Genomic DNA, 25868 nt, shown 5'->3' with positions numbered 1-25868 from the left:
ATACTTGTCGTTATGCCGGGGTGGCGGAACTGGTAGACGCGCCGGACTCAAAATCCGGTTCTCGCAAGAGAGTGCGGGTTCGAGCCCCGCCCCCGGCACCAGAAAGCTGATGGCGGGTATTCGTTGTCGCAACAACCCTCGCGTCATCATAACAAGGCGTCTGACGCCTGTGGCATCCTTTGCGTCAGCAATGATAAGCTTTTGGCTATCAATGGGGCCGTAGCTCAGCCGGGAGAGCGTCGCGTTCGCAACGCGAAGGTCAGGGGTTCGATCCCCCTCGGCTCCACCATCCTCCCGATGCACTCACCTGAACGGCCGTGAATGCCGGCGGAATCTCCCCGTTGGTCAGGTTCACCCGAACGATCTGCGAGCGCTGTCGGGGTTGAAAAGCCCGCTGGAACTCCTCGGGCAGTCGCACCGAAACGGGTCGAATGGACTCGACAATGCCGTCGAGGCGCTCAAAACCATAACTGACCCGGACTCTGTCCCCTTCGCTCACTGAGTAGAGCGCCCCGGGCGGGATATAGGCCAGCACATAGGGTTCGCCGACGACCATTGTCATGAGGTCGCCTGGCTGGCCCGTATGGCCACCCGCTTTGACGTGTACATCGGTGATGATGCCGTCGTGTCGGGCATAGACCTCGCCGCCGTCAAAGCGCGCGCGTACACCGTCAAGACTGCGCTCGAACCGGGTGACGATGTCATCAAGGGTGTCGATCTCGCGCGCTATCCCCTGCTCCCGGGCCTCGAGTTCGGTCGCCTGCAGGGTGCTCCGGTAATCCGCCGTCACCAGTTCGTGCAGGGTCAGATGCGTACTGAGTCCTTCTTCGTAGGCCTTTTCACGCAGGCCGAGCAACTCGGCGATGGTGCTCGCCTGCTCGCGGGCGACCGGCAGCATGCGGCGGATCGTGTAGCGCTCGGCAGCCAGCGCCGCGCGTCGACGTCGCCATTCCGCCCATTGTGCCGAGAGATTGGCGATATCGCGCTGCACCGGCAGCGATTCAAGCGTGGCGAGCCGCTGACCGGCCTCCACGCGATCACCTTCGCGGACATGCAGCGCTGTCACCCGCCCCGAGTAACTGACGCTGACCGCGACCTGATCGCGGGTCACCATCCCGGGCGCGGATAGATAGACCCGATCCCCGAAAAAGATATTCAGTAGCCACACCACCAGACCCAACAAAAGCAGCAGGTAGACCCACCGCCCGATGCGCGCTCGATGGCGGCGCTGCTCGGTCTGCAGACGATCCACGCGCGGCGGTCGACGCAGGCGCTGCATCAGAAACGCTCCGTCGCGTCGCGGACTTTTGACGGCACATACGGATCCGCATACGAGCGGCGGAAGATCCACTCATCCAGATAGGCGATCATGCGAATCCCTCGCTGCACGAAAGTCGAGAACAGGATCTGGCCGGGGACGTACAGTGCATAGGCGAGCGGCGCACGGGGACCGCTCATGATCCACGCCACGCAGTAGACCAGCAGGCCCTGGAGGATATAGATGAGCATCGTCGCACCCAGCACGGTCAGGGCGCCGTGCGGGCCCAGCGTCGAGAAAAGCCACACAATATAGACATAGAAACTGATCGACAGGACGACCTGATAGAAGAGGATATTCGCCATCGCGAGGGCATTCTCCGCGCGAAAACCCCGCCAGAACGGGTTAAAGGCGGCGCCGTACTTGCGCAGCCGAAAGCGGATGACGCTGCGGTTCCAGCGCAGCCGCTGGTGAGTGAAGCCGCTCAGGGTCTCGGGTACATCGGTCATCGACCAGGCATGCGGCGCGAACTCGATCGCCCAGCCGGCCCGGCGCAGTTTGTCGGTAATGTCAGCATCCTCGCCGGGCCCCACGTCCCAGCCGCCGATCTGCCTGAGTGCCTGTCTGCGGAACACCCCAAACGCCCCTGAGACGATCGACAGAATCCCCAGCGCCGCGGTGAACCGGCGGCCCAGGGCGATACTGGTGATGTATTCAATGGCCTGGAAGCGGGCCATCAGGGTGGTATCGGCATTGCGCACCGCCAGATTACCCGCCACCGCCCCGACCTGCGGATCGGCCATCCCCGCCACCAGCTGCTCGAAGGCGTCGCGATCGAAGGTGGTATCAATATCGACGATGCTCACCAGGTCATGGCGGGCGTATTCCAGGCCCATATTGATGGCACTGGACTTGCCACCGCGGATGCCGGTGGATACCACCCGATCAAGCTCGCCGCGACGCCGCAGCGCCCAGCCGATCTCACGCATGCGATCAATCGATCCGTCATCCACGAGAATCAGTTCCAGATTCTGATGGGTCTGCTCGCCGAGCGATCGCACCGTACGCCGTAGCGCCTTACCCTCGTTGAAACCGACGAGCAGCACGCTTATCGCGGGGTGATGGGAGGGATCCGGTGATGACCGCTCCCATGGCGCCGCCAGCAGAATGGCGAGAACGCTCAGACCGTAGCGCGACAGATCAAAGATGACGTAGTGCCAGAACAGGTAGACAAAGCCCTGCAGATCCAGTTGGGCGAGCAGCGCGATGGAGCTTTCCATCAGTCCGTCAGCGCCTCGAGCACTGTGGAGAGGCCATCCACTCCCCCACTGCGCTCAACCGTGATCTGCATCGGCCCTGCAACCACTGTCTCAACGGTCTCGCGCAGGCGCTGCGCAATGACCTCGGTTTCGGCCATTGGGGTTTCGGGCAGGAGGACGTAGACGACGTGGTCGCGGGCGGTCACGGCATCGGTCTCGCGCAGGCACTCCGAGAGCACATCCACCAGATGCGCAAAGACCTGCGAGAGACCGCGGCCACCCCACGCGTCGCTCACCGCCTCGATGTTGTGAACACGCAGAATGAGGACTGACAGGGGGCGCTGGTAACGACGGGCCTGAGCCTGCTCGAACCGCAGCAGCGTCATGAAGTCCCTGACCCAGTAGCCCATCGGACCACGGGCCATGCTCGCCTCGAGGCTCAGATGCGGCAGAACACCGCGATGCAGCGCCGTGACCCCACCCGACGTAATGGCGTAATGCCACCAGGTACGGGTGTCCATCCGCTCGCTGTCGGTGTGCCGACCGCAGTCCGCGCAGAGAAAACCTACCGCCGGATCACTGCTTTCGGCACCACAATGACCACAGACGAAGACCACGCCGGGTTTATCGTAATCCACCCCATAATGGCGAAGCGCCCGCCGACACTTGGGGCACTCCAGCGAACGCCCCCGCAGGAATTCGGACTCCCGGGCCTGATAGGCACAGCGATAGTGGTGGACCAGAGGCTCGGACCCCAGGTCACTGCTGCGGCATTCGGTGCACTCCTCGCGGACGTTCAAACGCGAGCCGTCGCAGGCCGGGCAGTAGTGGATGCAGTCGAATCGCTCCCGGACCAGCAATTCGGCCGCGGCCAGCTCTTCGAGCAGCTCCCTGGGATTTTCGATGCCCCGCAGAGCTGCGTAGCGGACGGCGGCCGGCCGGGTAAAGTCCCAGGTGGCCTGAATCGGTGTCTGCCGCGAATGGGCCATGGCGAGCACCATCAATGCGTCTGTATCGGCCAGCGCATCAATCTCGGGCAGCTGCGCGAGTCGCTCAACCACCGGCCGCGCGACGCCAAGCGCCTCATCCAGTAGCGCCGGCTGCAGGCTGGCGACATCACACAGTGCCCCGGGCATCGACTGACCCGAGGCGTTGATCACGGGCATCAACGCGGCGTGCGCGGAGGCGCGGCGGTCATCGAGGGCCTCGACCGGCGTGCCGGGCATGAGCACGGCAACGTCCGCGTGCTCCGGCCCGTCGGCCACGGTGTAGGCGTCGCTGAGCCAGATCGGGCGGGCCGATTCACCCACCAGCCATAAACGAGGACGCGCGGTTGCGGAATCCATTCGCATGATCGCCTTTTAATGCGTCTCGGCAGGGCGCCTCGACTGCCTGTAGACTCTATCTATACGCCCCGATAGCTCAGCTGGATAGAGCAATCGCCTCCTAAGCGATAGGTCGCAGGTTCGAATCCTGCTCGGGGCGCCACCCCAACGCCTACCGGTCCGCCGTTATCCAGCCGATCGATGCGTCAAGCGACCAGCCCGCCTTCTCGGCATGCGCATGCATCAGTCGCAGCACCTCGTGGGCATGCGCGCGGATCAGCGACAGTCCGGCGATGGGCATCGGGTCGAGTCGCTCGTCGGGGGTTCCCGGCAGCGGTTGGCCCATCAGGGCGATGACGATCTCCTCATGCTGGCTTTCAACCCGCGCCTCGGTCACCAGCCAGTGGGTCCATGCCTCGGGGCCGGGTGGTGTCGTGGTCTCGCCGGCCTCATCCTGGTGGCGCTGCGCGGCCACCTGCGAGCGGGCACCGATATGCTCCAGCGCCATCACCGCATCGTGGGCGGCTTCGCCCTCGGCGGCCGGATGCGATTGCTTGAGCGTGTCATTGATGGGCTGCATGAGCCGATGCAGGGCCCGGCGGGACAGCCAGGCGATGCGCCCTTCCCCGGAGGCCATCGTCAGCCTCAGCGCAAGACGATCCTCCAGGGGCGAGTAGACGATTCGGATGCGGTTGGCCCGCGGCAGCGATATATTCGTCATTGTGCCGCCCTAGCGTCGGTTCCGACGCACCACCCGGTCGCGTTTTTTCTGCTGTCGCGGCGTGAGCTTGTTGCGGCGGCCGGCATAAGGGTTTTCGCCGGTGCGCAGCTCCAGCCGAATGGGCGTGCCATGGAGCTGGAACGCCTTGCGGAACCGGTTGATCAGAAACCGCCGGTAGGCATCCGGCAGGTCGCGGGTCTGGTTGCCATGGACCACGATGGTGGGCGGGTTGCGGCCGCCCTGATGCGCGTAGCGCAACTTGATGCGCCGGCCGCGGACGAGCGGCGGCTGGTGGGCGCTGATGGCGTCTTCAAGCACCCGGTTGAGCGCCGGTGTGGGCAATTCGCGGCGCGCCGCTGCATGCACATGCGCCACCTCCTCGAGCAGCCGGCCGACTCCGGTACCGTGCAGCGCGGAGATGAATCGTGGCCGGGTAAAGTCGAGGAATCCCAGCTTGACGTCGAGTTCACGACGGATGCGCTCGCGGTTTTCAGCGATCAACCCGTCCCATTTGTTGACCGCCAGGACCAGCCCGCGCCCCGCGTTGATGGCATGACCGATGAGGTGGGCATCCTGTTCGGAGATCTCCTGCTGCGCATCGAGCACCATGATCACCACCTGCGCCGCCTCGATCGCCTGCAGGGTCTTGATGACACTGAATTTCTCGACCCCATCGCTGACCCGGCTCCGGCGTCGCACGCCCGCGGTATCGATCAGCGTGAAGGCCCGCCCGTCCCGCTCGAACGGCACTCGGATGGAATCCCGCGTGGTCCCGGGCATGTCATACACCAGCACCCGCTCCTCGCCGATGAGCCGGTTCACCAGCGTGGACTTGCCCACGTTGGGCCGGCCGATGATGGCCACATCAATGGGCGCATCCGGCTCGTCGGGCGCTTCGGCATCGGCATCGGGATCGGCGTCGGCTGGATCGGCGGATGCCGGGGCGGCCCAGGCGGCTCCCAAGCAATCCTCCAGTACCGCACCGATGAGCTGAGTGACGCCGCGCCCCTGCACCGCCGCGATCGGCCAGGGCGAATCCATGCCCAGCGAGTGGAATTCGGCGGCGGCGACGTCCGCATCGACCCCGTCGATCTTGTTCATGACCAGCCAGACGCGTTTACCGCGGCGGCGCAGATCGCGGGTAAGGGCCTCGTCGCCGGGAGTGACGCCGACCCGCGCGTCGACCAGAAACAGGATGACATCGGCCTCGTCCAGCGCACGCAGGGCCTGACGCTGCATGTGATGATAAGTGACGTCATCGGGCTCGCCGAGCCCGCCGGTGTCCACCACCACATAGGGCGCCGGCCCCAGGCGGCCAACGCCATACTGACGGTCGCGGGTCAGCCCCGGGAAGTCCGCCACCAGGGCATCCCGCGTCCGCGTGAGTCGGTTGAACAGGGTGGACTTGCCTACATTGGGCCGCCCCACCAGGGCGATTACCGGTTGTTCCATCCGACCATGATAGCAGCCGGCAGCCCCGGTCGGGGTGGCAATCCGCGCTCACAATGCCGCCGCCAGCAACCGTTGGGTGTACGCCGCCTGCGGGTCCGTGAAAATCCGCTCCGCCGGCCCTGATTCCACCACCTGACCGGACTGCATGACGAGCATGCGGTGGCTCATGGCCCGCACGATCTTCAGGTCGTGGCTGATGAACACGTACGCCAGCCCGTGCCGCGCCTGGAGTGATCGCAGCAACTCGACGAGCTGGGTCTGAACGCTTCGGTCGAGGGCCGAGGTGGGTTCATCCAGCACCACCACCGCGGGCTTGAGCACGATGGCGCGCGCCACCGCCACGCGCTGACGCTGGCCGCCCGAGAGTTCGTGGGGAAACCGCTCAGCCAGCGCCGGGTCGAGGCCGACCTCGGCGAGCGCCTCGCGGGCCAGGACGCCGCGCTCGGCCGCATCGGCACCGATGCGGTGCACCGCCAGCCCCTCGCCGATGATCTGCTCGATGGAGAGCCGCGGGCTGAGACTGCCATAGGGGTCCTGGAAGACCACCTGCAGTCGCCGTCGCAGCGGGCGAAGCGCCCCCTTGCCCAGGCGACTAATATCACGGCCCTCGAAGCGGATCTGACCGGTGGCGGCCTGCAGCCGCAGCAGCGCCATGCCCAGCGTGGTCTTGCCGGATCCGCTCTCGCCCACGACCCCCAGGGTTTCCCCGGCGCCCACCGCCAGATCAATTCCGTCCACCGCCTTGAGGTGGCCCACCACGCGTTTCAGCAGACCACCGCGGCGCGGAAACCACACCCGCAGATCCCGGGCCTCGAGCACCGTCTGCGGATTGGCGACGGGCCGCGGTCGGCCACTGGGCTCGGCGGCGATCAGCGCCCGGGTATAGTCACTGCGGGGCTGTTCGAACACGCTGGCGGCCTCACCCTGCTCAACTACGCGTCCCTGCTGCATGACCGCTACGCGATCCGCCACCCGGCGGACCACATTCAGGTCATGGCTGATCAGCAGCATGGCCATGTCGAGTCGTTGCTTGAGATCAGCCAGCAGCTCGAGGATCTCGGCCTGAATGGTCACATCCAGCGCCGTGGTGGGCTCATCGGCGATCAGCAGCCGGGGGCTGTTGGCGATCGCCATCGCGATCATCACACGCTGGCGCTGCCCACCGGAGAGCTGATGCGGGAATGCCCCCAGACGGGCCGAGGCCTCGGGCAGCCGGACCATCTCAAGCAGTTCGACGATGCGATCCCGGGCCGCGGCGGCGCTCAGGCCCTGGTGGATGCGCAGGGTCTCACCGATCTGCTTTTCCAGCGTATGGACGGGGTTGAGCGAGGTCATGGGCTCCTGGAAGACCATGCCCAACGCACCCCCCCGGAACCGCCGCAGGGTCGCCGTGCTGGCACCGATCAGTGATTCGCCCTCCACCAGGATGCGGCCGGTGGGGTGACTGGCCAACGGATAGGGCAGCAGCTGGGGCACCGACAGCGCCGTAATGGACTTGCCCGAGCCACTCTCGCCCACCAGCGCCAGCGTTTCCCGTGCATTCAGGGTCAGATTGACGCCCTGCACGACCGGGGTCTGGCGCCCGCCCTGGCCGAAGGCGATGGACAGATCCTCAATCTGCAGCAGGGCGCTCATCCCGGGTCTCCGCCGCCAAAGGTCTTGCGCGGGTCGAACGCATCCCGTGCGGCCTCGCCGATGAACACCAGCAGCGAGAGCATGATGGCCAGCGTGAAAAACGCCGTCAGCCCCAGCCAAGGGGCCTGGAGATTATTCTTGCCCTGCGCCAGCAGCTCGCCCAGCGACGGCGACCCCGGCGGCAGGCCGAAGCCCAGAAAATCCAGCGAGGTCAGAGTGGTGATCGAGCCGGTGAGAATGAACGGCATGAAGGTCACCGTGGCCACCATGGCGTTGGGCAGCGCATGGCGGACGATGATCACCCGATCGGCGACGCCCAGCGCCCGGGCCGCCTTGACGTAGTCGAAATTGCGCACCCGCAGGAACTCCGCGCGCACCACGCCCACCAGCTGTGTCCAGCTGAACAGCAGCATGATCCCCAGCAGCCACCAGAAGTTGGGCTGCACGAACCCGGCCATGATGATCAGTAGATAGAGCACCGGCAGGCCGGCCCAGATCTCGATGAAGCGCTGCCCCAGCAGGTCCACCCGACCGCCGAAATAGCCCTGGACCGCGCCCACCGCCACACCGATCACCGAGCTGGCCAGCGTCAGGGCCAGCCCAAACAGGACCGACAGGCGAAAGCCGTAGATCAGCCGCGCCAGCACGTCGCGCGCCTGATCGTCGGTGCCCAGCCAGTTGGCGGCGGACGGCGGCGCCGGGGCCGCCGATTCGCTGGCGTAGTTGATGGTGTCGTAGTGATAGGGAATCGGTGGCCAGAGCATCCAGCCCCGGGCGTTGATCAGCTCGGCGACGTAGGGATCGCGATAGGCCGCCTCGGTAGGAAAATCCCCACCGAAGGTGGTCTCGGGATAGCTCACCAGCACCGGGAAATACCAGTCGCCGTCGTAGTGCACGAGCAGCGGACGGTCATTGGCGATGAACTCCGCACCCAGCGACAGACCGAACAGCACCAGGAACAGCCACAGCGACCACCAGCCCCGGCGATTGGCCCGGAACTGGGCCCAGCGGCGCTGATTGATGGGGTTCAGGCGCAGTCGGTCCATCACCCGTCCCGAGCCTCGAAATCGATGCGGGGGTCCACCAGCACATACATCAGATCGCCCAGCAGATTGAGCACCAGGCCGATCAGCGTGAAGACGAAAAGACTGCCGAAGACCACCGGATAATCCCGGTTGACCACCGACTCGAAGCCCAGCAGCCCGAGCCCATCCAGCGAAAAGATCACCTCGATCAGCAGCGCGCCGGTGAACAGCACCCCCACGAACGCGGCCGGGAAACCGGCGATCACGATGAGCATGGCGTTGCGGAAGACATGCCCGTAGAGGACGCGGCGCTCGCTGACGCCCTTCGCCCGGGCGGTCATGACGTACTGCTTGTTGATTTCCTCGAGAAACGAGTTCTTGGTGAGCATGGTCAGACCGGCGAAACCGCCGATCACCATTGCCAGCACCGGCAGCACCAGATGCCACAGGTAATCGAGAATGCGGGCCGGCCAGGCGAGCTGCTCCCAGTTATCGGAGACCAGCCCGCGCAGCGGAAACCAGTCCAGATAGCTGCCACCGGCAAAGACCACGATCAGCAGAATGGCGAACAGGAACCCCGGGATCGCATAGCCGACGATGACCACGGCGCTGGTCCAGACGTCAAACCCCGAGCCGTCGCGGACCGCCTTGCGGATGCCCAGCGGGATCGAGATGAGATAGGTGAGCAGCAGCGTCCACACCCCCAGCGACACCGACACCGGCAACTTATCGACGATCAGCGAGAGCACCGTCTGGTCACGATAGAAACTCTCGCCCAGATCGAACTGCGCGTAGTCCACCAGCATTTTCGCAAACCGCTCGTGGGCCGGCCGGTCAAAGCCGAACTGCGCCTCGAGCTCGGCGATATAGGCCGGATCCAGCCCGCGACCGCCGCGACTCTCGCCGGAGACCTCATCCGCGGCGACCCCCGAGAAACGGCTGGTGGACAGGTCCGCCGTGCCCTGGACCTGGGCCATCACCTGCTCGATGGGCCCACCCGGGGCAAACTGGACGATGACGAAGTTGATCAGCAGCACGCCGATCAACGTCGGGATCATCAACAGCAACCGGCGCGCGATATAGGCGTACACGCTCAGCGACTCCGCGGTCCGCGACTAGCGGTCATCCACCCGGGCCGCCCGTTCGGGGTCCACCCACCAGCTGTCCAGCGCCAGGCCATAGGGCGGGTTGTCCGCCGGCCGCCCGAAGCGATCCCAGTACGCCAGGCGAAAGCGATCGATATACCAGTTGGGGATGGCGTAGAAATGCCACTGCAGCACGCGGTCCAGGGCCCGGGTGCGGGTCACCAGTGCCTCACGATCGGGCGCGTCGATCACCGCGGTCACCAGCTCGTCGATCACCGGATCGCAGACGCCGGCCACATTGCGGCTGCCACTGATCTCCGCGGCCTCACAGCTCCAGAAGTCGCGCTGCTCGTTGCCCGGCGACAGCGACTGCGGCGCCACGTGCACGGTCATGTCAAAGTCGAACGCCTCCATGCGGTTCTGATACTGGGTGGGATCCACGGTGCGCACACTCACCTCGGCCCCGAGCCGCTCGAGATTGCGCTTGAACGGCAGCACCACCCGTTCGAACGACGGCGAGACCAGCAGGATCTCGAAGGCCATCGGCTGACCCGACTCGGTGTGCGTCAGCGTGCCATCGCGGACCGCCCAGCCGGCGTCGCGCAGCAGCGCAAGCGCCCGGCGCAGGTTGGCCCGGCGTGACCCGTCGGTGGTATCCGGCGGTGCGTAGGCCTCGGTGAACACCCGCTCGGGGAGCTGGTCGCGGTAGGGCTCGAGGAGCTCGAGTTCCGCCTCGGAAGGCAGCCCCGTGGCCGCCAGCTCGGAGTTCTGGAAATAGCTGCGGGTGCGGTCATAGGCGCCGTAGAAGAGATTCTCGTTGGTCCACTCAAAGTCGAAGGCGTACGCCAGGGCCTCGCGCACGGCCGGGTCGGCGAACACCGCCCGGCGCGTGTTGAAGAAAAATCCCTGCATCCCCGCCGGGCGATCGTGGGGGATCTCGACGCGTTTGAGCAGGCCCGCTTCCACGGCGGGCGTGTCGTAGGCGGTGGCCCAGTTGCGCGCCACGTTCTCGCGGCGCAGGTGATACTCCCCGGCCTTCAGCGCCTGCAGCGCGACGGTGCCATCACGGTAGTAGTCGTAGCTGATGCGATCGAAGTTGTAGCGCCCGCGATTGACCGGCAGATCCGCCGCCCAGTAGTCATCGACGCGCTCGTAGACGATGCGCCGTCCCTGCTCCACCGAGGCCACGCGATACGGCCCGCTACCGAGCGGCGGCGTCAGTGTGGTGGCGGTGAAGTCGCGCTCCGCCCAGTCGTGGGCGGGCAGCACCGGCAACTGACCGAGTATCAGCGGCAGCTCGGCATTGTCCGTGGTGGCAAAATGAAACTCCACGGTCAGCGGGTCGATCACCTCGACACGATCGACGTCCGCATAGTAGGCCCGGTAACGGGGGTGGCCGTCCTCACGCAGCCGGCGGAACGTCCAGGCGACGTCGTCGGCGGTGATCGGTTCGCCATCATGAAAGCGCGCCGTATCGCGCAGGTTGAAGCGGACGCTGGAGTGATCGTCGGCCACCTCGATGGAGCGGGCGATCAGTCCGTACTGCGTAAACGGCTCGTCCAGCGACTGCACGGTGAGTGTATCGAAGACCCGGCCCATGCCCTCGGCGGCGGTGCCGCGCAGAATGAACGGGTGCAGGCTGTCGAAGGTCGATGCCGCCACATTGGCGAGCTTGAGCGTACCGCCCTTGGGCGCCTGCGGGTTGACGTAATCGAAATGCTCGAACCCGGGCCCGTAGCGGGGCTCGCCATGCAGCGCCAGGGCATGCTCGGCCTCGGCCGCCAGCGCCTGGCCCATCCCGATCAGCGATCCCAGCGCGATGGCCCGCAGGGTCAGTCGGACGGCATCGAATGACAGCATTGAAAGGCTCCTTATGGCATTCATCCCCGGCGCCGCTTGGCCGCGCCAGCGCTTTTGAGTAACGTACCGAGGATTATGACAGGGGCAAAGGGGTTCCCATGGGTTTTCTTGACAATCGCAAGGCACTGATCACGGGTGTCGCCAGCAACCGCTCCATCGCCTGGGGCATCGCCGAGGCCATGCACCGCGAGGGCGCCGAGGTCGCGCTCACCTACCAGAACGAAAAGCTCAAGCGCCGCGTGGAGCAGTGCTCCGAGGCCTGTGGCGGCGGGCCCGTGCTGCCCCTCGACGTGGCCGATGATGCCCAGATCGATGCCGTCTTTGAGTCGCTGGCTGACACCTGGGGCCATCTCGACATTGTCGTCCATGCCGTGGGTTTCGCGCCGCGCGATGAGCTCGAGGGCTCGTTTGTCGAGAACACGACCCGCGCCGGTTTCGGCATGGCCCACGACATCAGCGCCTACAGCTTCATCGCCCTGGCCCGAGGTGCCCGGCCGCTGATGCAGGGACGCAACGGCAGCCTGCTGACCCTCACCTACCTGGGGGGCGAGCGGGCGCTGCCCAATTACAATGTCATGGGCGCCGCCAAGGCGAGCCTGGAATCATCGGTGCGCTACATGGCGAGTGATCTGGGCGCCGAGGGTATCCGCGTGAATGCCGTCTCAGCCGGTCCGATCCGGACGCTGGCCGCCTCCGGCATCGGCGACTTCCGCCGCATGCTCGACTTCAATGCCGCCGCCGCGCCCATGCGGCGCAACGTCAGCATCGAGGAAGTGGGCAACACCAGCGCCTTTCTGTGCTCAGACCTTGCCTCGGGCATCACCGGCGAGATCGTGCACGTCGATGGGGGCTTCCATTCGGTGGCACTGGCCGGCACCGCGATGGATGGCGAGGGCTGACCCGCCCTCGCCCCGCAGCGGCGATCAGAGATTGCTTTCGCGAATCTCCACATCCGCCCGGTCGCGGAGTGCCGCGACCACGGCCTGCACACTCGCCTCGCCGTCCAGCTCACTCAGCGTCTGCCTGAGCTGACCGCGACGTTCCGCACCGACCTCGGACGGGTCGCCGGGCTCCACCGCCTCCACCGCCACGGCGGCCCAGCCGTTGGCCAGGCGACCGACGCCGGCCCGGTCACCGCCGCCCTCCGGGCCGCTCAGCCGAAAGCCCCGCTCGCGAACGCCGGCCGGCAGTGACCGGTCATTGCGCCCACCAAGGGTGGGGGCGGTGTACTGCGCCGATTCGATGCCATCGGCCACACTCTGTAACGAGTCACCGGCGTTGACCGCGTCGGCGATCCGCTGGGCGTCCGCCCGCGCGGCGGCGGCGGCCTTCTCGTCCAGATAGGCGGTGCGGGCCTGCTCGCGGACCTCGTCCAGCGGCCGGACCCGTGCGGATCGGTAATCGGTCACCCGGACCACAGCGTAACCGCCGTCTTCGCGTTCGATCAGATCGCTGTTCTCACGATTATCCAGCATGGCGTCGCTGAAGGCGGTCTCAAGCACCGCCGGATCGCCGGCAACGCCACTGCCATCGGCGGCGGCATCGATCCACTCCGTGGATTCGACGGGGATGCCCACCGCGTCGGCCGCCGGCTCCAGCGTGGTCGGGTTCTCGAAGGCAAGCGTCTCAACGGTGTTGATCTGCTCGGTCACGCGCCGCTCGGCACGCTCCATGGCGATGTCCTCGCGGATTGAGTCGCGTATCTGCTCGAAAGGCGGCAACTCCGCCACCTGCACATCGGTCACCTCGATCAGGTGCCAGCCAAACGGCGTGCGGACCGGCTCGCTCAGCTCACCGGGCTGCAGCGACCAGGCGGCCTCGGCAAACGCATCGGCCACATCCGCCTGCTCGATCACGCCCAGCGAACCGCCCTGCGCCGCCGACCCTGAATCATCCGAGACCGCCTCGGCCACCGCGGCGAAGGACTCGCCGCCGCGAATCCGCTCGCGGGCCGCCTCGACGGTCTGACGCGCCGAACTCACCGCCGCCTCATCGGCGTCCTCGGGGACCGCCGCGAGGATATGCCGAACCGTACGCGCCGCGTCCTCGCCACTGCCGCTGGCCCGCTCGTCATAGCGCTCGCGCACCGCCGACGCCGAGACCTCGATGCTCGGGGCAATGGCCTCCGCCGACAGGCTCAGATAACGCAGCTGGACCTGTTCGGGTTCGCGGAACCGTTCACGGTTCGCCTCATACCATTCCTGCAGATCGGCATCGGTCACCTCGATGGTGTCGCGGTAGTCCGCGGTCTCGAGGGTGGCCCAGCTGAGCCGGCGCTGCTGCGCCTGGAGGGCGATCAGGCGGTCCACCGTCTGCTCCGGGGTAAAGGTCGTGGACTGTACCGCGCGCTGGAGCAGTGAAATCGACAGGTCGCGGCGGATCTGGGACTCGTAGGCCTCCGCGGTCAGGTTGTTCTGCTGCAGAAGGCTCTGATAGCGCTCGGTGGAAAAGCTTCCATCCACCTGGAACATGGACTGGCTGCGCACCGCCTGCGAGACATCGGCGTCGCTGGCCCGCAACCGCTTGTCACGGGCGTAGTTGATCAGCGCCTGGCGATCGATGAGCTGCTCGAGGACCTGCCGGCGCAGATTGTCCGTGCTGAACACGGCGGGATCGTACTGATCGCCCAGCATGCGGCGCAGTTCCGACTGGCGCTGCTGATAGGCCTGATCAAGCTGGGTGCGGGTAATCTCGGCATCCCCGACGGTCGCCACCACCTGGGGGCCGCCATTGCCGACATAGTTATACAGCCCGAACAGGGCGAAGGGGATCACCAGCAGGCCCACGATGACGTAGGCGATCCAGCCGCTGGTTCGATCTCTGATGGAGAGCAGCATGGTTGGATTCCGTATAACAAAAAGGCGCCTTGGGGCGCCTTCCTGAGGGTGGGATTGTATGGCGGAGCGGACGGGATTCGAACCCGCGACCTCCGGCGTGACAGGCCGGCATTCTAACCTGCTGAACTACCGCTCCGTTTTTCACCTTGGTGGGTGGTGAGGGGTTCGAACCCCCGACATTCGCCTTGTAAGGGCGACGCTCTCCCAACTGAGCTAACCACCCCGATAAAGCGGCGCTTAGTTTACCGCATCCTTGAGTGCCTTGCCAGCCTTGAAGCCGGGCACTTTCGAGGCCGCGATGTTGATGGACTCGCCGGTCCGCGGGTTGCGACCGGTCCGCGCCGCGCGCTCGCGCACGGTGAAGGTCCCGAAGCCGACCAGCGTGACCTGGTCACCCTGATTGAGCGCATCCGTCACGGTGGAGGCAAAGGCATCAACCGCCTTGGTGGCGTCGGCCTTGGACAGGTCGGCCGATTCGGCGACGGCGTCGATGAGTTCAGACTTGTTCATGGATGAATCCCCTTCGAAATTATTCTATCAATGATCGCCCGTTGGTCGGCTGACTCGCATGCTATCGCTACGCCCTCCCAACGACAATCGCATAGCGCCAGATCATTAAGCATTGTGAGGTTGGTCGCTGTCAAACGACAAAGCCTTTCAGTGCGGGCGTTGGCTGGTCGTGGGGGCCTCCTGGCCACTGCCGGTCTCGGCCACCGGCTCACCCGCCCCGGCAAGCGCGACCGGTTGCGAGACCAGCGCGGCGGCCAGCACTTCATCCATCCAGCGCACGGTGCGGATATCCAGCTTCGACTGGATGTCGCGTGGGATATCGGCCAGATCCTTGCGGTTGTCCGCCGGGATCAACACCGTGCGGATCCCCCCGCGCAGCGCCGCCAGGAGCTTTTCCTTGAGCCCGCCGATGGGCAGCACCTCGCCCCGCAGGGTGATCTCGCCGGTCATCGCCACTGCCGCGGACACCGGTATCCCGGTGGCCGCGGAGATCAGCGCCGTACACATGCCGATGCCCGCACTGGGTCCATCCTTGGGGATGGCGCCCTCGGGGACGTGGATATGGATGTCGTGACCGGCGTGGAAGTCGGCGGGAATGCCGAGTGACGCCGAGCGGCTGCGCATCACGGTCTGCGCCGCGTGAATCGACTCCTTCATGACATCGCCCAGCTGACCGGTATTCTGTAACCGGCCCTTGCCCGGCACCACGGCACTCTCGATGGTGAGCAGCTCGCCGCCGACCTCGGTCCAGGCCAGCCCGGTGACCCGACCCACCTGATCGCTGGTCTCGGCGACGCCATAGCGATGACGCCGCACGCCCAAATACTTATCGAGGTTCTGCGTGTTGACCTGGACCGCCTTGTCGCGCGGCTTGATCAGCACCTCCTTGACCACCCGCCGGGCGATCTTGGCCACCTCGCGCTCGAAGTTGCGCACACCGGCCTCGCGCGTGTAGTAGCGGGCGATGTCGCGCAGCGCGTTGTCGCTGACTTCCAGCTCGCCGGGCTTGAGGCCGTTGGCCTTGATCTGCTTGGGCAGCAGGTAGTGCCGGGCGATGTTGACCTTCTCCTCCTCGGTATAACCGGACAGGCGGATGACCTCCATGCGATCGAGCAACGGCCCGGGAATATCCAGGGTGTTGGCCGTGCACACGAACATGACGTCGGAGAGGTCGAAGTCCACTTCCAGATAGTGATCGTTGAAGGTGGCGTTCTGCTCGGGGTCGAGCACCTCGAGCAGTGCCGAGGCCGGATCGCCCCGGAAATCCATCGCCATCTTGTCGACTTCGTCGAGCAGGAACAGCGGATTGCGCTTGCCCACCTTGGTGAGCTTCTGGACGATCTTACCCGGCAGCGAGCCGATGTAGGTCCGCCGATGACCGCGGATTTCGGCCTCGTCACGGACACCGCCCAGCGACATACGCACAAAGCGGCGGTTGATCGAACGCGCGATGGACTCGCCCAGCGAGGTCTTGCCGACACCCGGTGGCCCCACCAGGCACAGGATGGGGCCTTTGAGTTTGCGCACCCGCTGCTGGACGGCCAGATACTCGAGAATCCGTTCCTTGACCTTCTCAAGCCCATAGTGGTCCGCATCGAGAATCGCTTCGGCCCGGCCCAGGTCGTGGCGCACGCGGGTGCGCTTTTTCCAGGGCAGCGCCACCATCCACTCGAGGTAGCTGCGCACCACCGTCGCCTCGGCGGACATGGGCGACATCATCCTGAGCTTGTTGAGCTCCTGATCCGCTTTCTCGCGCGCCTCGCTGGACATGCCCGCGGCCTCGATCTTCTGCTCGAGATCCTCCACCTCGTTGGGGGCGTCGTCCATCTCGCCGAGCTCTTTCTGAATGGCCTTCATCTGCTCATTCAGGTAGTACTCGCGCTGCGACTTCTCCATCTGCTGCTTGACGCGGCCACGGATGCGCTTTTCGACCTGCAGCACGTCCAGCTCGCCCTCGATCAGCCCCATCAGGTGCTCAAGCCGTCGGGCCGGGTTCTCCATTTCGAGGATGGCCTGCTTTTCGTCGATCTTCAGGCTCATGTGCGCGGCGATGGTGTCGGCAAGCCGTCCCGGGGCTTCAATACCCTGCAGCGAGGACAGCACCTCGGGCGGGACCTTCTTGTTGAGCTTGACGTACTGCTCGAACAGCGACATCAGCGAGCGGATCATGACCTCGACTTCGTCGTTGCCCTCCACCGACTCATCCGGCAGCGATACGGCGCTGGCGGCGAAATGGCCGTGCGCGTCGTCAAGATCGGCGACCTGGGCACGCTCGACCCCCTCCACCAGCACTTTGACGGTGCCATCGGGGAGCTTGAGCATCTGCAGGATATTGGCGATGGTGCCCACGGTGTAGAGATGACCCGCCGCCGGGTCGTCCACCTCGGCGCTGTGCTGGGCGACCAGCAGTATCCGCTTGTCCTCGGTCATCGCCCGCTCGAGGGCCTCGATGGACTTCTCCCGACCGACGAACAGCGGAATGACCATGTGCGGGTAGACGACGACATCGCGCAGCGGCAGCACCGCCATGGCGGTGCCGCTCGCCGGCGTCAGTTCCTGAGTCATAGGAATCCTCTTGGGGCCGGGCTGCCCGGCCGCGGGTCAGTCCGACGCCGCGGCAGGCTGCTGCTCCGAGCCATCATAGATCAGATAGGGGGCCGTCTCGCCGCGGATGACCGCGTCATCCACCACGACCTTGCTGACATTGTCGAGCGAGGGGAGCTCGTACATGGTATCCAGCAGGACATGCTCGACCAGGGTCCGCAGTCCCCGCGCCCCGGTGTTGCGGGCGATGGCCTTGCGTGCGACTTCGTAGAGCGCCTCGTCGCGGAACTCGAGTTCGACGTTTTCCATCTCGAAGAGGCGATGGAACTGCTTGACCAGCGCGTTCTTGGGCTCACGGAGGATCTGCACCAGCGCATCCTCATCGAGCTCGTTGAGCGTGGCCACCACGGGCAGCCGTCCCACAAACTCGGGGATCAGCCCGTAGCGCATCAGATCCTCGGGCTCGACATCCCGAAGCGTCTCGCCCACGGCCTTCTGCTGCGAGGCGTCCTTGATTTCGGCGGAAAAGCCGATGCCGCCCTTCTCGGAGCGCTGCTCGATGACCTTCTCCAGCCCGGCGAACGCACCACCACAGATGAACAGGATATTGCTGGTGTCGACCTGCAGGAACTCCTGCTGCGGGTGCTTGCGCCCGCCCTGGGGCGGCACCGACGCGGTGGTGCCCTCGATGAGCTTGAGCAGCGCCTGCTGGACACCTTCGCCCGAGACATCACGGGTGATCGAGGGGTTGTCCGCCTTGCGCGAGACCTTGTCGATCTCGTCGATGTAGACAATGCCGCGCTGCGCCTTCTCAACGTCGTAATCACACCGCTGCAGGAGCTTCTGAATGATGTTCTCGACGTCCTCGCCGACGTACCCCGCCTCGGTCAGCGTGGTGGCATCGGCAATGGTGAAGGGCACGTCCAGCAGACGGGCCAGCGTCTCGGCGAGCAGTGTCTTGCCCGAACCGGTGGGGCCGATGAGCAGGATGTTGCTCTTGTTGAGCTCGACGTCATCGCGGCCCTGGGGGGCCTGCATGCGCTTGTAGTGATTGTAGACCGCCACTGACAGGACCTTTTTGGCGTGGTCCTGCCCGATGACGTGTCCGTCAAGCTCGGCGTTGATCTCATGGGGCTTGGGCAGGCTCGCGCTCTTCTCGGCGCTCGCCTCCTCCATTTCCTCGCGGATGATGTCGTTGCAGAGCTCGACACACTCATCGCAGACAAACACAGAGGGCCCCGCAATGAGCTTGCGTACCTCGTGCTGGCTCTTGCCGCAGAATGAGCAGTGGAGCGGCTTGCCGTTGTCGTCGCCGCGACCGCCATCATTTTTGTCAGTCATGGGCTACCTTTGTGCATGCCAGAAACAGTCAATTTCGACGATGCCCGCTTTTCCACGGGCACGCAAGGCGCCGCTACTCGAGCGGCAGCTTGCTGCGATCGGTCAGGACCTGGTCCACCAGGCCATAGTCGCGCGCCGCCTCGGGATCCATGAAGTTGTCACGCTCGGTATCCTGGGCGATCGTCTCGATGGGCTGACCGGTGTGATGGGCCAGAATGCCGTTGAGACGCTCGCGGGTGTTGAGGATCTCACGGGCATGGATGTCGATATCCGTCGCCTGACCCTGGAAGCCGCCCAGCGGCTGATGGATCATGACCCGCGAGTTGGGCAGCGCGAAGCGCTTGCCCGCCGCACCCGCCGCCAGCAGCAGCGAGCCCATGCTGGCCGCCTGGCCAATGCACACGGTGCTGATGTCGGGCTTGATGAACTGCATGGTGTCGTAGATCGCGAGCCCCGCGGTGACCATGCCACCGGGGCTGTTGATGTAGAAGTGGATATCCTTATCGGGGTTTTCCGACTCCAGGAACAGCAGCTGGGCGATCAGCAGATTGGCCTGATGATCCTCCACCGGCCCCACCAGGAATATCACCCGCTCCTTGAGCAGCCGCGAATAGATATCAAATGCACGCTCGCCACGTGCCGTCTGCTCGACCACCATCGGCACGAGGCCGGTGGCCATCGGGCCGTTATCGGGGCGCTCTTCGCTCATGTTCACTCTGACTCCTGACCGTTTTTGGTCTCGGTGCTGTCTTCATCCTCGACGCCACTGGTAAGCGCGTCGAGACTCATCGGTTTTTCCACGACACTGGCCCGCTCGAGCACCCAGTCGACCACCTGATCCTCCATCACCTGGAGCTGCAGGCTCTGCATGGCCTCCTGGTTCTGCAGGTAGTGCTGCATGACCTGCTGCGGCTGTTCGTAGCCGGCGGCGATCCGCTGCAGCGCCGACTGCATGCGCTCGGGATCGATCTCGATGCTGTTCGCCCGGACCACCTCGTTGACCAGCAGCCCCAGCTTGACCCGCCGCTGGGCCTCTTCCTCGAAACGATCCGCCGGCAGATCGGGATCGTCTCCCGCGGCGCCGGCCTGACGCATCTGCTCGAGCGTCTGCTCACGGACCTGCTCGATCTCCTGATCCACCAGCGTGCGTGGCAGCGTCACCTCGTGGCGTTCGACCAGCGCATTCATCACCTGGTTCTTGATCCGACTACGAACCGCCTGGTCGCGTTCCCGCTCGAGGCTGTCGGCGATGCGCGTGCGCAATGCCTCGACGCCGCCTTCAATGCCCAGGGTCTCGGCAAAGGCCTCGTCCGCTTCCGGCAGCTCCGGGGCTTCGACCTTTTTCATGGTCACGGCGAACTCGGCCTCACGCCCGGCGATCGTGGTATCCGGAAAGCCATCGGGGAAGGTATAGCGGATGGTCTTCTGCTCACCGGCCTGCATGCCGGTCAGCGCCTCTTCGAAGGGGCCGGGCATCTGCCCGTCGCCCAGGGTGACTTCAACGTCCTCGCCCTGATTGCCCTCGAACTCCTCGCCATCGACCCGGCCGTCGAAATCGATGGTCACGCGATCACCCTCCGCGGCCGCGCGCTCGACCTCGGTGTACTCGGCGTGCTGACGCCGCAGCCGGTCGAGGATGCGATCCACGTCGGCGGCTTCGATATCCACCGCCGGGCGCTCAAGCTCAATGGACTCGATACCCTCGACCTCGATATCGGGGATCACCTCGAAGCGCGCTTCGTACTCCAGATCCTTACCGGGCTCCACCGTCAGCGGCTGAATATCGGGCGTGCCGGCGGGCCGGAGCGACTCCTGCTCGAGCGCTTCGGAATAAGTGGTCCGCACCACTTCATCGAGCACCTCGCTGCGCACCTGCGGCCCATAGCGCTTTTCCACGACTTTCATGGGCACCTTGCCGGGCCGGAACCCCTGCAGGCGGACCTGGCCACGCATCTCGCGCAGCTTTTCATCGACCTTGCCGTCCACCTGTTCGGAGGGCACCTGGACCTTCAACGTACGCTGCAGGCCGTCGCCCGACTCCACCGATACTTGCATTACCTACCTCTGGATTTTTGGTGCGAAAGGCGAGACTCGAACTCGCACGGGGGGATGCCCCACTGGGACCTAAACCCAGCGCGTCTACCAGTTCCGCCACTTTCGCGCAGTAAAACGTCATCACGCAGTATACCGGCATGCCGCATCCGGCAAAAGCTAACCCCGATGGACGCGCCCGTCCTGCGCCGGGCGGCGCCGCTGCCAGGCCTTATGGCCCTCGACCACCGCCACCACCGGCAGACTGACAAGCACCGCGACCAGCCAGTCCCGCAGACCCAGCGCGCGGGTGTCGAACAGCAGCTGCAGGGGCGGCGCATAGGTGAACAGCAGCTGGGCGAGCACGATCACGGCGATGGCGCCCAGCACGTAGCGGTTTCCCAGCAGCCCGCCGCGATTGAGGGTGCCGGCATGCAGGCGGCGGGCCGAGAACAGGTACCAGACCTCGAACAGCACCAGGGTATTGATGGTCAGCGTGCGCACCTCGGCCAGATCGCGCCCCGCGGCCTGCTCACTGAGGAACACCGCCAGCGTTCCGCCCAGCATCACCAAGGCCACCAGGCCCAGCCGCATGCCCATGCCCGGGGGGATCAGCGCCGCATCGACGGGGCGTGGCGGTCGCTCCATGACGGCCTCCTCAGCGGGCTCGAAGGCCAGCGCCAGCGCCAGTGTCACCGCGGTGATCATGTTCACCCAGAGGATCTGGACCGGCGTCACCGGCAGGACAAGGCCCGCCATCACGGCCACCACCAGCAGCAGCGCCTGGGCGGCATTGGTGGGCAGGATGAACAGGATCGACTTGACGATATTGTCGTAGACGACGCGCCCTTCGTGGACGGCCGCCTCGATGGTCGCGAAGTTGTCGTCGGCGAGAACGATCTCCGAGGACTCGCGGGCGGCATCGGTGCCCCCCCGCCCCATGGACACGCCGACATCCGCGCGCTTCAGCGCCGGGGCATCATTGACGCCGTCGCCGGTCATCGCCACCACCTGCCCATCGGCCTGCAGGGCCTCCACCAGGCGCAGTTTGTGAGCCGGTGACACCCGCGCGAACACCGAACGCCCGGCGGCGGTGCGCTGGAACTCATCGTCGTCCATGGCCTCGAGGGCGTCGCCGGTCACCCCGCGGGTTTCGTCTCCCAGCCCCAGCTGACGGCCGATCGCCGCGGCGGTCACCGCGTGGTCGCCGGTGATCATCTTAATGCGGATGCCCGCCCGCTGGGCCGCCGCCACCGCATCGATCGCCTCGCGCCGGGGCGGGTCGATGATGCCGACCAGGCCGATCAGTACAAGCGAACCGGGGCCCGCCTCCTGGTGCAGGTCCACCGCCGCGTCATCTCCGCGCTGCTCCGCCACCGCCAGCAGGCGCAGCCCGCGGCCGGCCAGCTCCTCGGCGCGACCATGCCACGCCGCTTCATCCAGTGCTGCGGTACCGGCGCCGGTGAGCACCCGGTCGCAGCGCGGCACGATGGCTTCCGGCGCGCCCTTGACCACCAGCCGCCGGGCCTCGCCCTCACCATGTTGCGTGGCCATGTAGCGATGCCCGGCATCAAACGGAATGCTGTCGACCCGCGGGTGCTGCGACCGCCAGGCCTCGACATCGACATCACTGGCCGCCGCCAGATGCAGCAGCGCAACCTCCATGGGATCGCCACTGACCTGCGTCTCGCCGGTGCTGTCCGGCGTAATGGTCGCATCGCTGCAGAGCGCGACCGCCTCGGCCAGCACCCGGGCGGTGTCCCCGTGTGGCGGGTCGTGCTGCGGATCGACGGTCTGCAGCCCATCGGCCAGCAGCAACGCCTGGACGGTCATTTCGTTGCGCGTGAGCGTGCCGGTCTTATCCGAGCAGATCACCGTGACCGCGCCCAGCGTTTCCACCGCCGGCAGACGTCGCACAATGGCATTGCGGCTCGCCAGCCGGCGCACCCCGAGAGCGAGGGTGATGGTGACGATCGCGGGCAGGCCCTCCGGGATCGCGGCCACCGCCAGGCCGACCGCCGCCATGAACATCGCCACCGGCGAGAACCCGTGCAACAGCACCCCGGCCACGGCGGTCGCCGCCCCGGCCGCGACGATGATCACCGCCAGCTGGCGTCCCAGCTGATCAAGATGACGCAGCAGCGGCGTGGTCAGTGTCTCGACCCGCGAGAGCATTTCGGTGACCTGACCGAGCTCGGTCCGGTCCCCGGTCTCCACCACGAGACCTTCGCCCTCGCCGGCGGTCACCAGCGTGCCGGCGAACGCCATCGAGCGCCGGTCACCCAGACTGGCCCCGGCTTCGACCGGCTCGTGGGTCTTGTCCACGGGCACCGACTCGCCGGTCAGTGCCGACTCGTCGACGGCGAGGCCGCTCGTGCGGATCAGGCGCACATCGGCGCTGACCTTGGCGCCGGGTTCAAGGATCAGCACATCCCCCGGCACCACCCGGGCGGCATCCACCGTCTGGCGCCGACCATCGCGCCGCACCGTGGCTTCCGGGGCGAGCATTCCGCGGATCGCGGCCATGGCGCTTTCGGCCTTGCCCTCCTGGATGTAGCCGATCACCGCGTTGATCAGTACCACCGCCACGATGACCCCGGAGTCGATCCAATGCCCCAGCGCCGCGGTGATGACCGCGGCCACCAGCAACAGATAGATCAGCAGGTTGCGGAACTGGCTGATCAGGCGCTGGAACGCGCTGCGGCGCGCCGGGGGACGTTGGCGGTTGGCGCCGTAGCGCTCGAGCCGCTGGGCCACCTCGGATTCATCGAGCCCGCCGCGGTTGGTGTCGAGCTGGTCGACGGTGGTCTCGACGCTGCGTGCGTGCCAGTCCATTGGCGCTACCAGTGACCGGTGCCGGCCTCACCCTTCCACGGGCCGACCAGCTCATCGGTCACCCAGCCGCCGTAGTAGCGGCCCGACTGGGCCTTGACCGGCTCGTCGCCGACGTAACAGGTGAGTTGCTCCGGATACAGCGAGTACCAGCCGGCGATGGACTCCGCCCCCGGCAGGGGGGCCGGATAGCGCCAGACGGCCGCCTCGGCCACCGCCGTGGGCGTGACCACGTCAAAGTACTCCGCCTCGCCCTTCCATTCGCAGAAGGTGCGCTGTGATGACGGCCGCAGCCAGCGGGACTCCATCGCCTCGGGCGGCAGGTAGAAGGCCGGCGGACTACCGGTCTCCTTGACGCGGATGGCGTGATCGCTGCGGGCCACCAAGTGACCGTCCAGGCTGACGCTGACCCCACGCGGGTCCGGTTCGTAGGCCGGCGGGCGGGGATAGTCCCAGACCGACTCCTGCCCGGGCCCGGGCTCAACCGCAAAATCCGGCCGATCACCCCCTTTGTAGCGCCAGGCCTCGCGGCGCGCGCTGATATCCGCGGGATCCGTCATGGCGCCCTCCTCGTCCAAATCGCGTTTGGTGCATTGCAACACGGGACCGAAGATTGTGCCAGTCGCCGCGGGCGTGACGCGGATCCTGAAGGGCTCGATGCAGACAGGGGCTTCGCGTACCGTGGGTCATTGTTCATTCATTTATCAGGAGACACCCCGATGGTCGACCATCGCATCACCCGCCCCGTGCTGGGCAGTCTGATCCTTGCCGGGGCATGGCTGAGCGCCCCGGCCATGGCGGCGGACTATGTCATTGACACCGAAGGCGCCCATGCCTCCATCAACTTCCGCATCAGCCACCTCGGCTACAGCTGGCTGACGGGACGGTTCAACGACTTCAGTGGCCAGTTCAGCTACGACGCCGACAACCCCGAGGCGGCGAGCATCTCGGTGGATATTGATCCGGCCAGCGTTGATTCCAATCACGCCGAACGCGATGAGCATCTGCGCAGCGACGACTTTCTGGCGGTCGAGTCCCATCCGGAGGCCGGTTTCGTCAGCACCGACTACATCCCCCACGGCGACGGCACGGCCACGCTCGAGGGCGAGTTCACGCTGCGCGGTGTGACCCGACCGATCAGTATTGATGTGGAGAAGATCGGCGAAGGCGAGGATCCATGGGGCGGCTATCGCGCGGGCTTCACCGGCGAGGCCTCGTTCCAGCTCGCCGACTATGGCATCGACTACAATCTGGGCCCGGCCAGCGAGACCGTGTACATCCAGCTCGAGGTCGAGGGCATCCGTCAGTAGGTCATCAGCATGTCGCCGGGGTCGATCCACCCCAGCGACAGGCCGACGGTGTAGAAGCTGGTCACCGAAAACTCATGGACCGTGGAGTCGGTATGGGCGACGGTGATCGCCCCGCAGACCTGCCGACAGGCGGCCTTGGTGACCTCCTGGAGCAGCGCGAAATCGCGGAAATAGGCCTTCAGGGGCGGCTGCCCCTGCGCCCTGCGCCGGGCGTTCTTGGTGGCAATGGCCTCGTCCACCGCCGCTTCCAGGCGGGTGATGGCCCCGGGGCTGGCGGCTTCCAGACAGGCTTCAAGCTGCGAATAGCGGAACTCGGTGATCACCCCCTGCCGATCGGCATCGCGGGCGTGGTAGGGGGCAATCGCCTCATCCAGGCAGACCAGTCCACGATCCAGTGACAGCCGCTCTGCGACCCGTGGCGTGATCGCCGCGATGCCCCGCGCCTCGCGCGGATCGCCCTGGGTGATCAACAAGGGGGTCCGGGAATCGGGTCGGGACTGCCAGTGCAGCCGCAGGCGCTCGCCAAGCCGCTCGGCCACGGCGGCCGGGTCACGATCGTCGCGCCCGCCGGCGCCTTCAATCACGACCGGGTGATAGCGGCTGAGGCGGCTCAGCGGATCGCCGGACAAGGCATTGCTCCGTGAATGAGGTTGCCGGGTGGTCGGGATCGGATGGTGGGCCGTGAAGGACTCGAACCTTCAACCAACTGATTAAGAGTCAGCTGCTCTACCAATTGAGCTAACGGCCCATCGAAAAAGGTGGGGTGAGCGATGGGACTTGAACCCACGACCACCGGAGCCACAATCCGGAGCTCTACCTAACTGAGCTACGCCCACCACCGAT

General features: G+C 66.0%; 20 protein-coding genes and 8 tRNA genes. 5 read left to right on the top strand and 23 right to left on the bottom strand.

Features of this window, described 5'->3' with window-relative positions; genetic code table 11:
- The first annotated feature begins 14 nt into the window (after positions 1-14).
- A tRNA-Leu gene (locus BA899_RS02805) sits at positions 15-101 on the top strand.
- 112 nt (positions 102-213) lie between these two features.
- Positions 214-289: transfer RNA gene (locus tag BA899_RS02800), tRNA-Ala, on the top strand.
- Here BA899_RS02800 and BA899_RS02795 read toward each other — a convergent pair.
- Genes BA899_RS02795 through BA899_RS02785 form a run of 3 tightly spaced genes read right to left on the bottom strand, consistent with a single transcriptional unit; the run spans position 260 to position 3863 of the window.
- Positions 260-1279: an HlyD family secretion protein gene (locus BA899_RS02795; protein ID WP_159299654.1), complete on the bottom strand. Its 1020-nt coding sequence runs from the start codon at positions 1277-1279 to the stop codon at positions 260-262. The two genes, BA899_RS02800 and BA899_RS02795, sit on opposite strands and share 30 nt — an antisense overlap.
- The gene (locus BA899_RS02790; RefSeq protein WP_159299653.1) at positions 1279-2538 is read right to left on the bottom strand and encodes a glycosyltransferase; all 1260 of its coding nucleotides are present in this window, start codon (positions 2536-2538) and stop codon (positions 1279-1281) included. Before BA899_RS02790 ends, BA899_RS02795 begins: the two co-directional genes overlap by 1 nt.
- Positions 2538-3863 (bottom strand): diguanylate cyclase domain-containing protein, encoded by a 1326-nt coding sequence (locus BA899_RS02785; protein WP_159299652.1) that lies wholly within the window; start codon positions 3861-3863, stop codon positions 2538-2540. Before BA899_RS02785 ends, BA899_RS02790 begins: the two co-directional genes overlap by 1 nt.
- Before the next feature lie 65 nt (positions 3864-3928).
- Here BA899_RS02785 and BA899_RS02780 point away from each other — a divergent pair.
- Positions 3929-4005, top strand: a tRNA-Arg gene (locus BA899_RS02780).
- Positions 4006-4014: 9 nt separating this feature from the next.
- Here the strand turns inward: BA899_RS02780 and BA899_RS02775 are convergent.
- The 6 genes from BA899_RS02775 to BA899_RS02750 are packed head-to-tail and all read right to left on the bottom strand — an operon-like array spanning position 4015 to position 11620.
- The gene (locus BA899_RS02775; protein WP_159299651.1) at positions 4015-4563 is read right to left on the bottom strand and encodes a hypothetical protein; all 549 of its coding nucleotides are present in this window, start codon (positions 4561-4563) and stop codon (positions 4015-4017) included.
- A 9-nt stretch (positions 4564-4572) separates the two neighbouring features.
- On the bottom strand, positions 4573-6015 hold the full coding sequence (gene der, locus BA899_RS02770; protein WP_159299650.1) for a ribosome biogenesis GTPase Der: 1443 nt from the start codon (positions 6013-6015) through the stop codon (positions 4573-4575).
- A gap of 48 nt (positions 6016-6063) precedes the next feature.
- Positions 6064-7650 (bottom strand): ABC transporter ATP-binding protein, encoded by a 1587-nt coding sequence (locus BA899_RS02765; RefSeq protein WP_159299649.1) that lies wholly within the window; start codon positions 7648-7650, stop codon positions 6064-6066.
- On the bottom strand, positions 7647-8687 hold the full coding sequence (locus tag BA899_RS02760; RefSeq protein ID WP_144347911.1) for an ABC transporter permease: 1041 nt from the start codon (positions 8685-8687) through the stop codon (positions 7647-7649). Before BA899_RS02760 ends, BA899_RS02765 begins: the two co-directional genes overlap by 4 nt.
- Positions 8688-8695: 8 nt before the next feature.
- Entirely contained in the window at positions 8696-9766 is a 1071-nt protein-coding gene (locus BA899_RS02755; RefSeq protein ID WP_144347716.1) for a microcin C ABC transporter permease YejB, read from the bottom strand.
- A gap of 24 nt (positions 9767-9790) precedes the next feature.
- Positions 9791-11620 carry an extracellular solute-binding protein gene (locus BA899_RS02750; RefSeq protein WP_159299648.1) on the bottom strand — a complete coding sequence of 610 codons (1830 nt, stop codon included), beginning with the start codon at positions 11618-11620 and terminating at the stop codon, positions 9791-9793.
- A gap of 98 nt (positions 11621-11718) precedes the next feature.
- On the opposite strand from BA899_RS02750, the gene BA899_RS02745 reads away from it, so the two are divergent.
- Positions 11719-12519: an enoyl-ACP reductase gene (locus BA899_RS02745; protein WP_148121772.1), complete on the top strand. Its 801-nt coding sequence runs from the start codon at positions 11719-11721 to the stop codon at positions 12517-12519.
- A 24-nt stretch (positions 12520-12543) separates the two neighbouring features.
- Here BA899_RS02745 and BA899_RS02740 read toward each other — a convergent pair whose 3' ends face one another.
- From BA899_RS02740 to BA899_RS02690, 11 genes are all read right to left on the bottom strand, one after another.
- A complete protein-coding gene (locus BA899_RS02740) occupies positions 12544-14457 on the bottom strand; it encodes a SurA N-terminal domain-containing protein (protein ID WP_159299647.1) in 1914 nt (637 codons plus the stop codon).
- 59 nt (positions 14458-14516) lie between these two features.
- Positions 14517-14593: transfer RNA gene (locus BA899_RS02735), tRNA-Asp, on the bottom strand.
- Positions 14594-14604: 11 nt separating this feature from the next.
- Positions 14605-14680 (bottom strand) — tRNA-Val (locus tag BA899_RS02730).
- Between the two features lie 14 nt (positions 14681-14694).
- Positions 14695-14967, bottom strand: a complete 273-nt coding sequence (locus tag BA899_RS02725) for an HU family DNA-binding protein (protein ID WP_110883137.1) — start codon at positions 14965-14967, stop codon at positions 14695-14697.
- A 147-nt stretch (positions 14968-15114) separates the two neighbouring features.
- Positions 15115-17532: an endopeptidase La gene (gene lon / locus BA899_RS02720; protein WP_148121770.1), complete on the bottom strand. Its 2418-nt coding sequence runs from the start codon at positions 17530-17532 to the stop codon at positions 15115-15117.
- Positions 17533-17568: 36 nt separating this feature from the next.
- Positions 17569-18852 carry an ATP-dependent Clp protease ATP-binding subunit ClpX gene (clpX, locus tag BA899_RS02715; RefSeq protein ID WP_110883139.1) on the bottom strand — a complete coding sequence of 428 codons (1284 nt, stop codon included), beginning with the start codon at positions 18850-18852 and terminating at the stop codon, positions 17569-17571.
- Between the two features lie 73 nt (positions 18853-18925).
- A complete protein-coding gene (clpP, locus tag BA899_RS02710; protein ID WP_110883140.1) occupies positions 18926-19561 on the bottom strand; it encodes an ATP-dependent Clp endopeptidase proteolytic subunit ClpP in 636 nt (211 codons plus the stop codon).
- 2 nt (positions 19562-19563) lie between these two features.
- Positions 19564-20907, bottom strand: coding sequence for a trigger factor (gene tig, locus BA899_RS02705; protein ID WP_159299646.1), 1344 nt, complete (start codon positions 20905-20907; stop codon positions 19564-19566).
- 18 nt (positions 20908-20925) lie between these two features.
- Positions 20926-21013, bottom strand: a tRNA-Leu gene (locus BA899_RS02700).
- 50 nt (positions 21014-21063) lie between these two features.
- Positions 21064-23718 carry an HAD-IC family P-type ATPase gene (locus BA899_RS02695; protein WP_159299645.1) on the bottom strand — a complete coding sequence of 885 codons (2655 nt, stop codon included), beginning with the start codon at positions 23716-23718 and terminating at the stop codon, positions 21064-21066.
- Positions 23719-23723: 5 nt separating this feature from the next.
- Positions 23724-24275, bottom strand: a complete 552-nt coding sequence (locus BA899_RS02690) for a DUF427 domain-containing protein (RefSeq protein WP_159299644.1) — start codon at positions 24273-24275, stop codon at positions 23724-23726.
- 159 nt (positions 24276-24434) lie between these two features.
- On the opposite strand from BA899_RS02690, the gene BA899_RS02685 reads away from it, so the two are divergent.
- Positions 24435-25025, top strand: coding sequence for a YceI family protein (locus BA899_RS02685; protein ID WP_200833031.1), 591 nt, complete (start codon positions 24435-24437; stop codon positions 25023-25025).
- Here BA899_RS02685 and BA899_RS02680 read toward each other — a convergent pair.
- The 3 genes from BA899_RS02680 to BA899_RS02670 all read right to left on the bottom strand — a co-directional run bounded on the left by BA899_RS02680 (position 25019) and on the right by BA899_RS02670 (position 25861).
- Entirely contained in the window at positions 25019-25654 is a 636-nt protein-coding gene (locus tag BA899_RS02680) for a shikimate kinase (RefSeq protein ID WP_159299643.1), read from the bottom strand. The genes BA899_RS02685 and BA899_RS02680 overlap by 7 nt on opposite strands.
- A gap of 43 nt (positions 25655-25697) precedes the next feature.
- Positions 25698-25773, bottom strand: a tRNA-Lys gene (locus BA899_RS02675).
- 11 nt (positions 25774-25784) lie between these two features.
- Positions 25785-25861: transfer RNA gene (locus BA899_RS02670), tRNA-His, on the bottom strand.
- Positions 25862-25868: the final 7 nt, after the last annotated feature.

Source organism: Spiribacter sp. SSL99 (assembly GCF_009805925.1).
GTDB classification, from domain to species: Bacteria; Pseudomonadota; Gammaproteobacteria; order Nitrococcales; family Nitrococcaceae; genus Spiribacter; species Spiribacter roseus.
Note: the sequence above shows the minus strand (reverse complement) of the source record. Positions and strands in the feature narration are given on the sequence as shown.

Excerpts from the sequence above, each read along its gene's own strand:
- BA899_RS02790 (WP_159299653.1), bottom strand. The coding sequence starts at position 2,538 with ATGGAAAGCTCCATCGCGCTGCTCGCCCAACTGGATCTGCAGGGCTTT.
- clpX (WP_110883139.1), bottom strand. The coding sequence starts at position 18,852 with ATGACTGACAAAAATGATGGCGGTCGCGGCGACGACAACGGCAAGCCG.
- BA899_RS02695 (WP_159299645.1), bottom strand. The coding sequence starts at position 23,718 with ATGGACTGGCACGCACGCAGCGTCGAGACCACCGTCGACCAGCTCGAC.
- BA899_RS02765 (WP_159299649.1), bottom strand. The coding sequence starts at position 7,650 with ATGAGCGCCCTGCTGCAGATTGAGGATCTGTCCATCGCCTTCGGCCAG.
- clpP (WP_110883140.1), bottom strand. The coding sequence starts at position 19,561 with ATGAGCGAAGAGCGCCCCGATAACGGCCCGATGGCCACCGGCCTCGTG.
- BA899_RS02745 (WP_148121772.1), top strand. The coding sequence starts at position 11,719 with ATGGGTTTTCTTGACAATCGCAAGGCACTGATCACGGGTGTCGCCAGC.
- BA899_RS02785 (WP_159299652.1), bottom strand. The coding sequence starts at position 3,863 with ATGGATTCCGCAACCGCGCGTCCTCGTTTATGGCTGGTGGGTGAATCG.
- BA899_RS02775 (WP_159299651.1), bottom strand. The coding sequence starts at position 4,563 with ATGACGAATATATCGCTGCCGCGGGCCAACCGCATCCGAATCGTCTAC.
- BA899_RS02740 (WP_159299647.1), bottom strand. The coding sequence starts at position 14,457 with ATGCTGCTCTCCATCAGAGATCGAACCAGCGGCTGGATCGCCTACGTC.
- BA899_RS02750 (WP_159299648.1), bottom strand. The coding sequence starts at position 11,620 with ATGCTGTCATTCGATGCCGTCCGACTGACCCTGCGGGCCATCGCGCTG.
- BA899_RS02725 (WP_110883137.1), bottom strand. The coding sequence starts at position 14,967 with ATGAACAAGTCTGAACTCATCGACGCCGTCGCCGAATCGGCCGACCTG.
- BA899_RS02685 (WP_200833031.1), top strand. The coding sequence starts at position 24,435 with ATGGTCGACCATCGCATCACCCGCCCCGTGCTGGGCAGTCTGATCCTT.
- tig (WP_159299646.1), bottom strand. The coding sequence starts at position 20,907 with ATGCAAGTATCGGTGGAGTCGGGCGACGGCCTGCAGCGTACGTTGAAG.
- der (WP_159299650.1), bottom strand. The coding sequence starts at position 6,015 with ATGGAACAACCGGTAATCGCCCTGGTGGGGCGGCCCAATGTAGGCAAG.
- lon (WP_148121770.1), bottom strand. The coding sequence starts at position 17,532 with ATGACTCAGGAACTGACGCCGGCGAGCGGCACCGCCATGGCGGTGCTG.
- BA899_RS02795 (WP_159299654.1), bottom strand. The coding sequence starts at position 1,279 with ATGCAGCGCCTGCGTCGACCGCCGCGCGTGGATCGTCTGCAGACCGAG.
- BA899_RS02690 (WP_159299644.1), bottom strand. The coding sequence starts at position 24,275 with ATGACGGATCCCGCGGATATCAGCGCGCGCCGCGAGGCCTGGCGCTAC.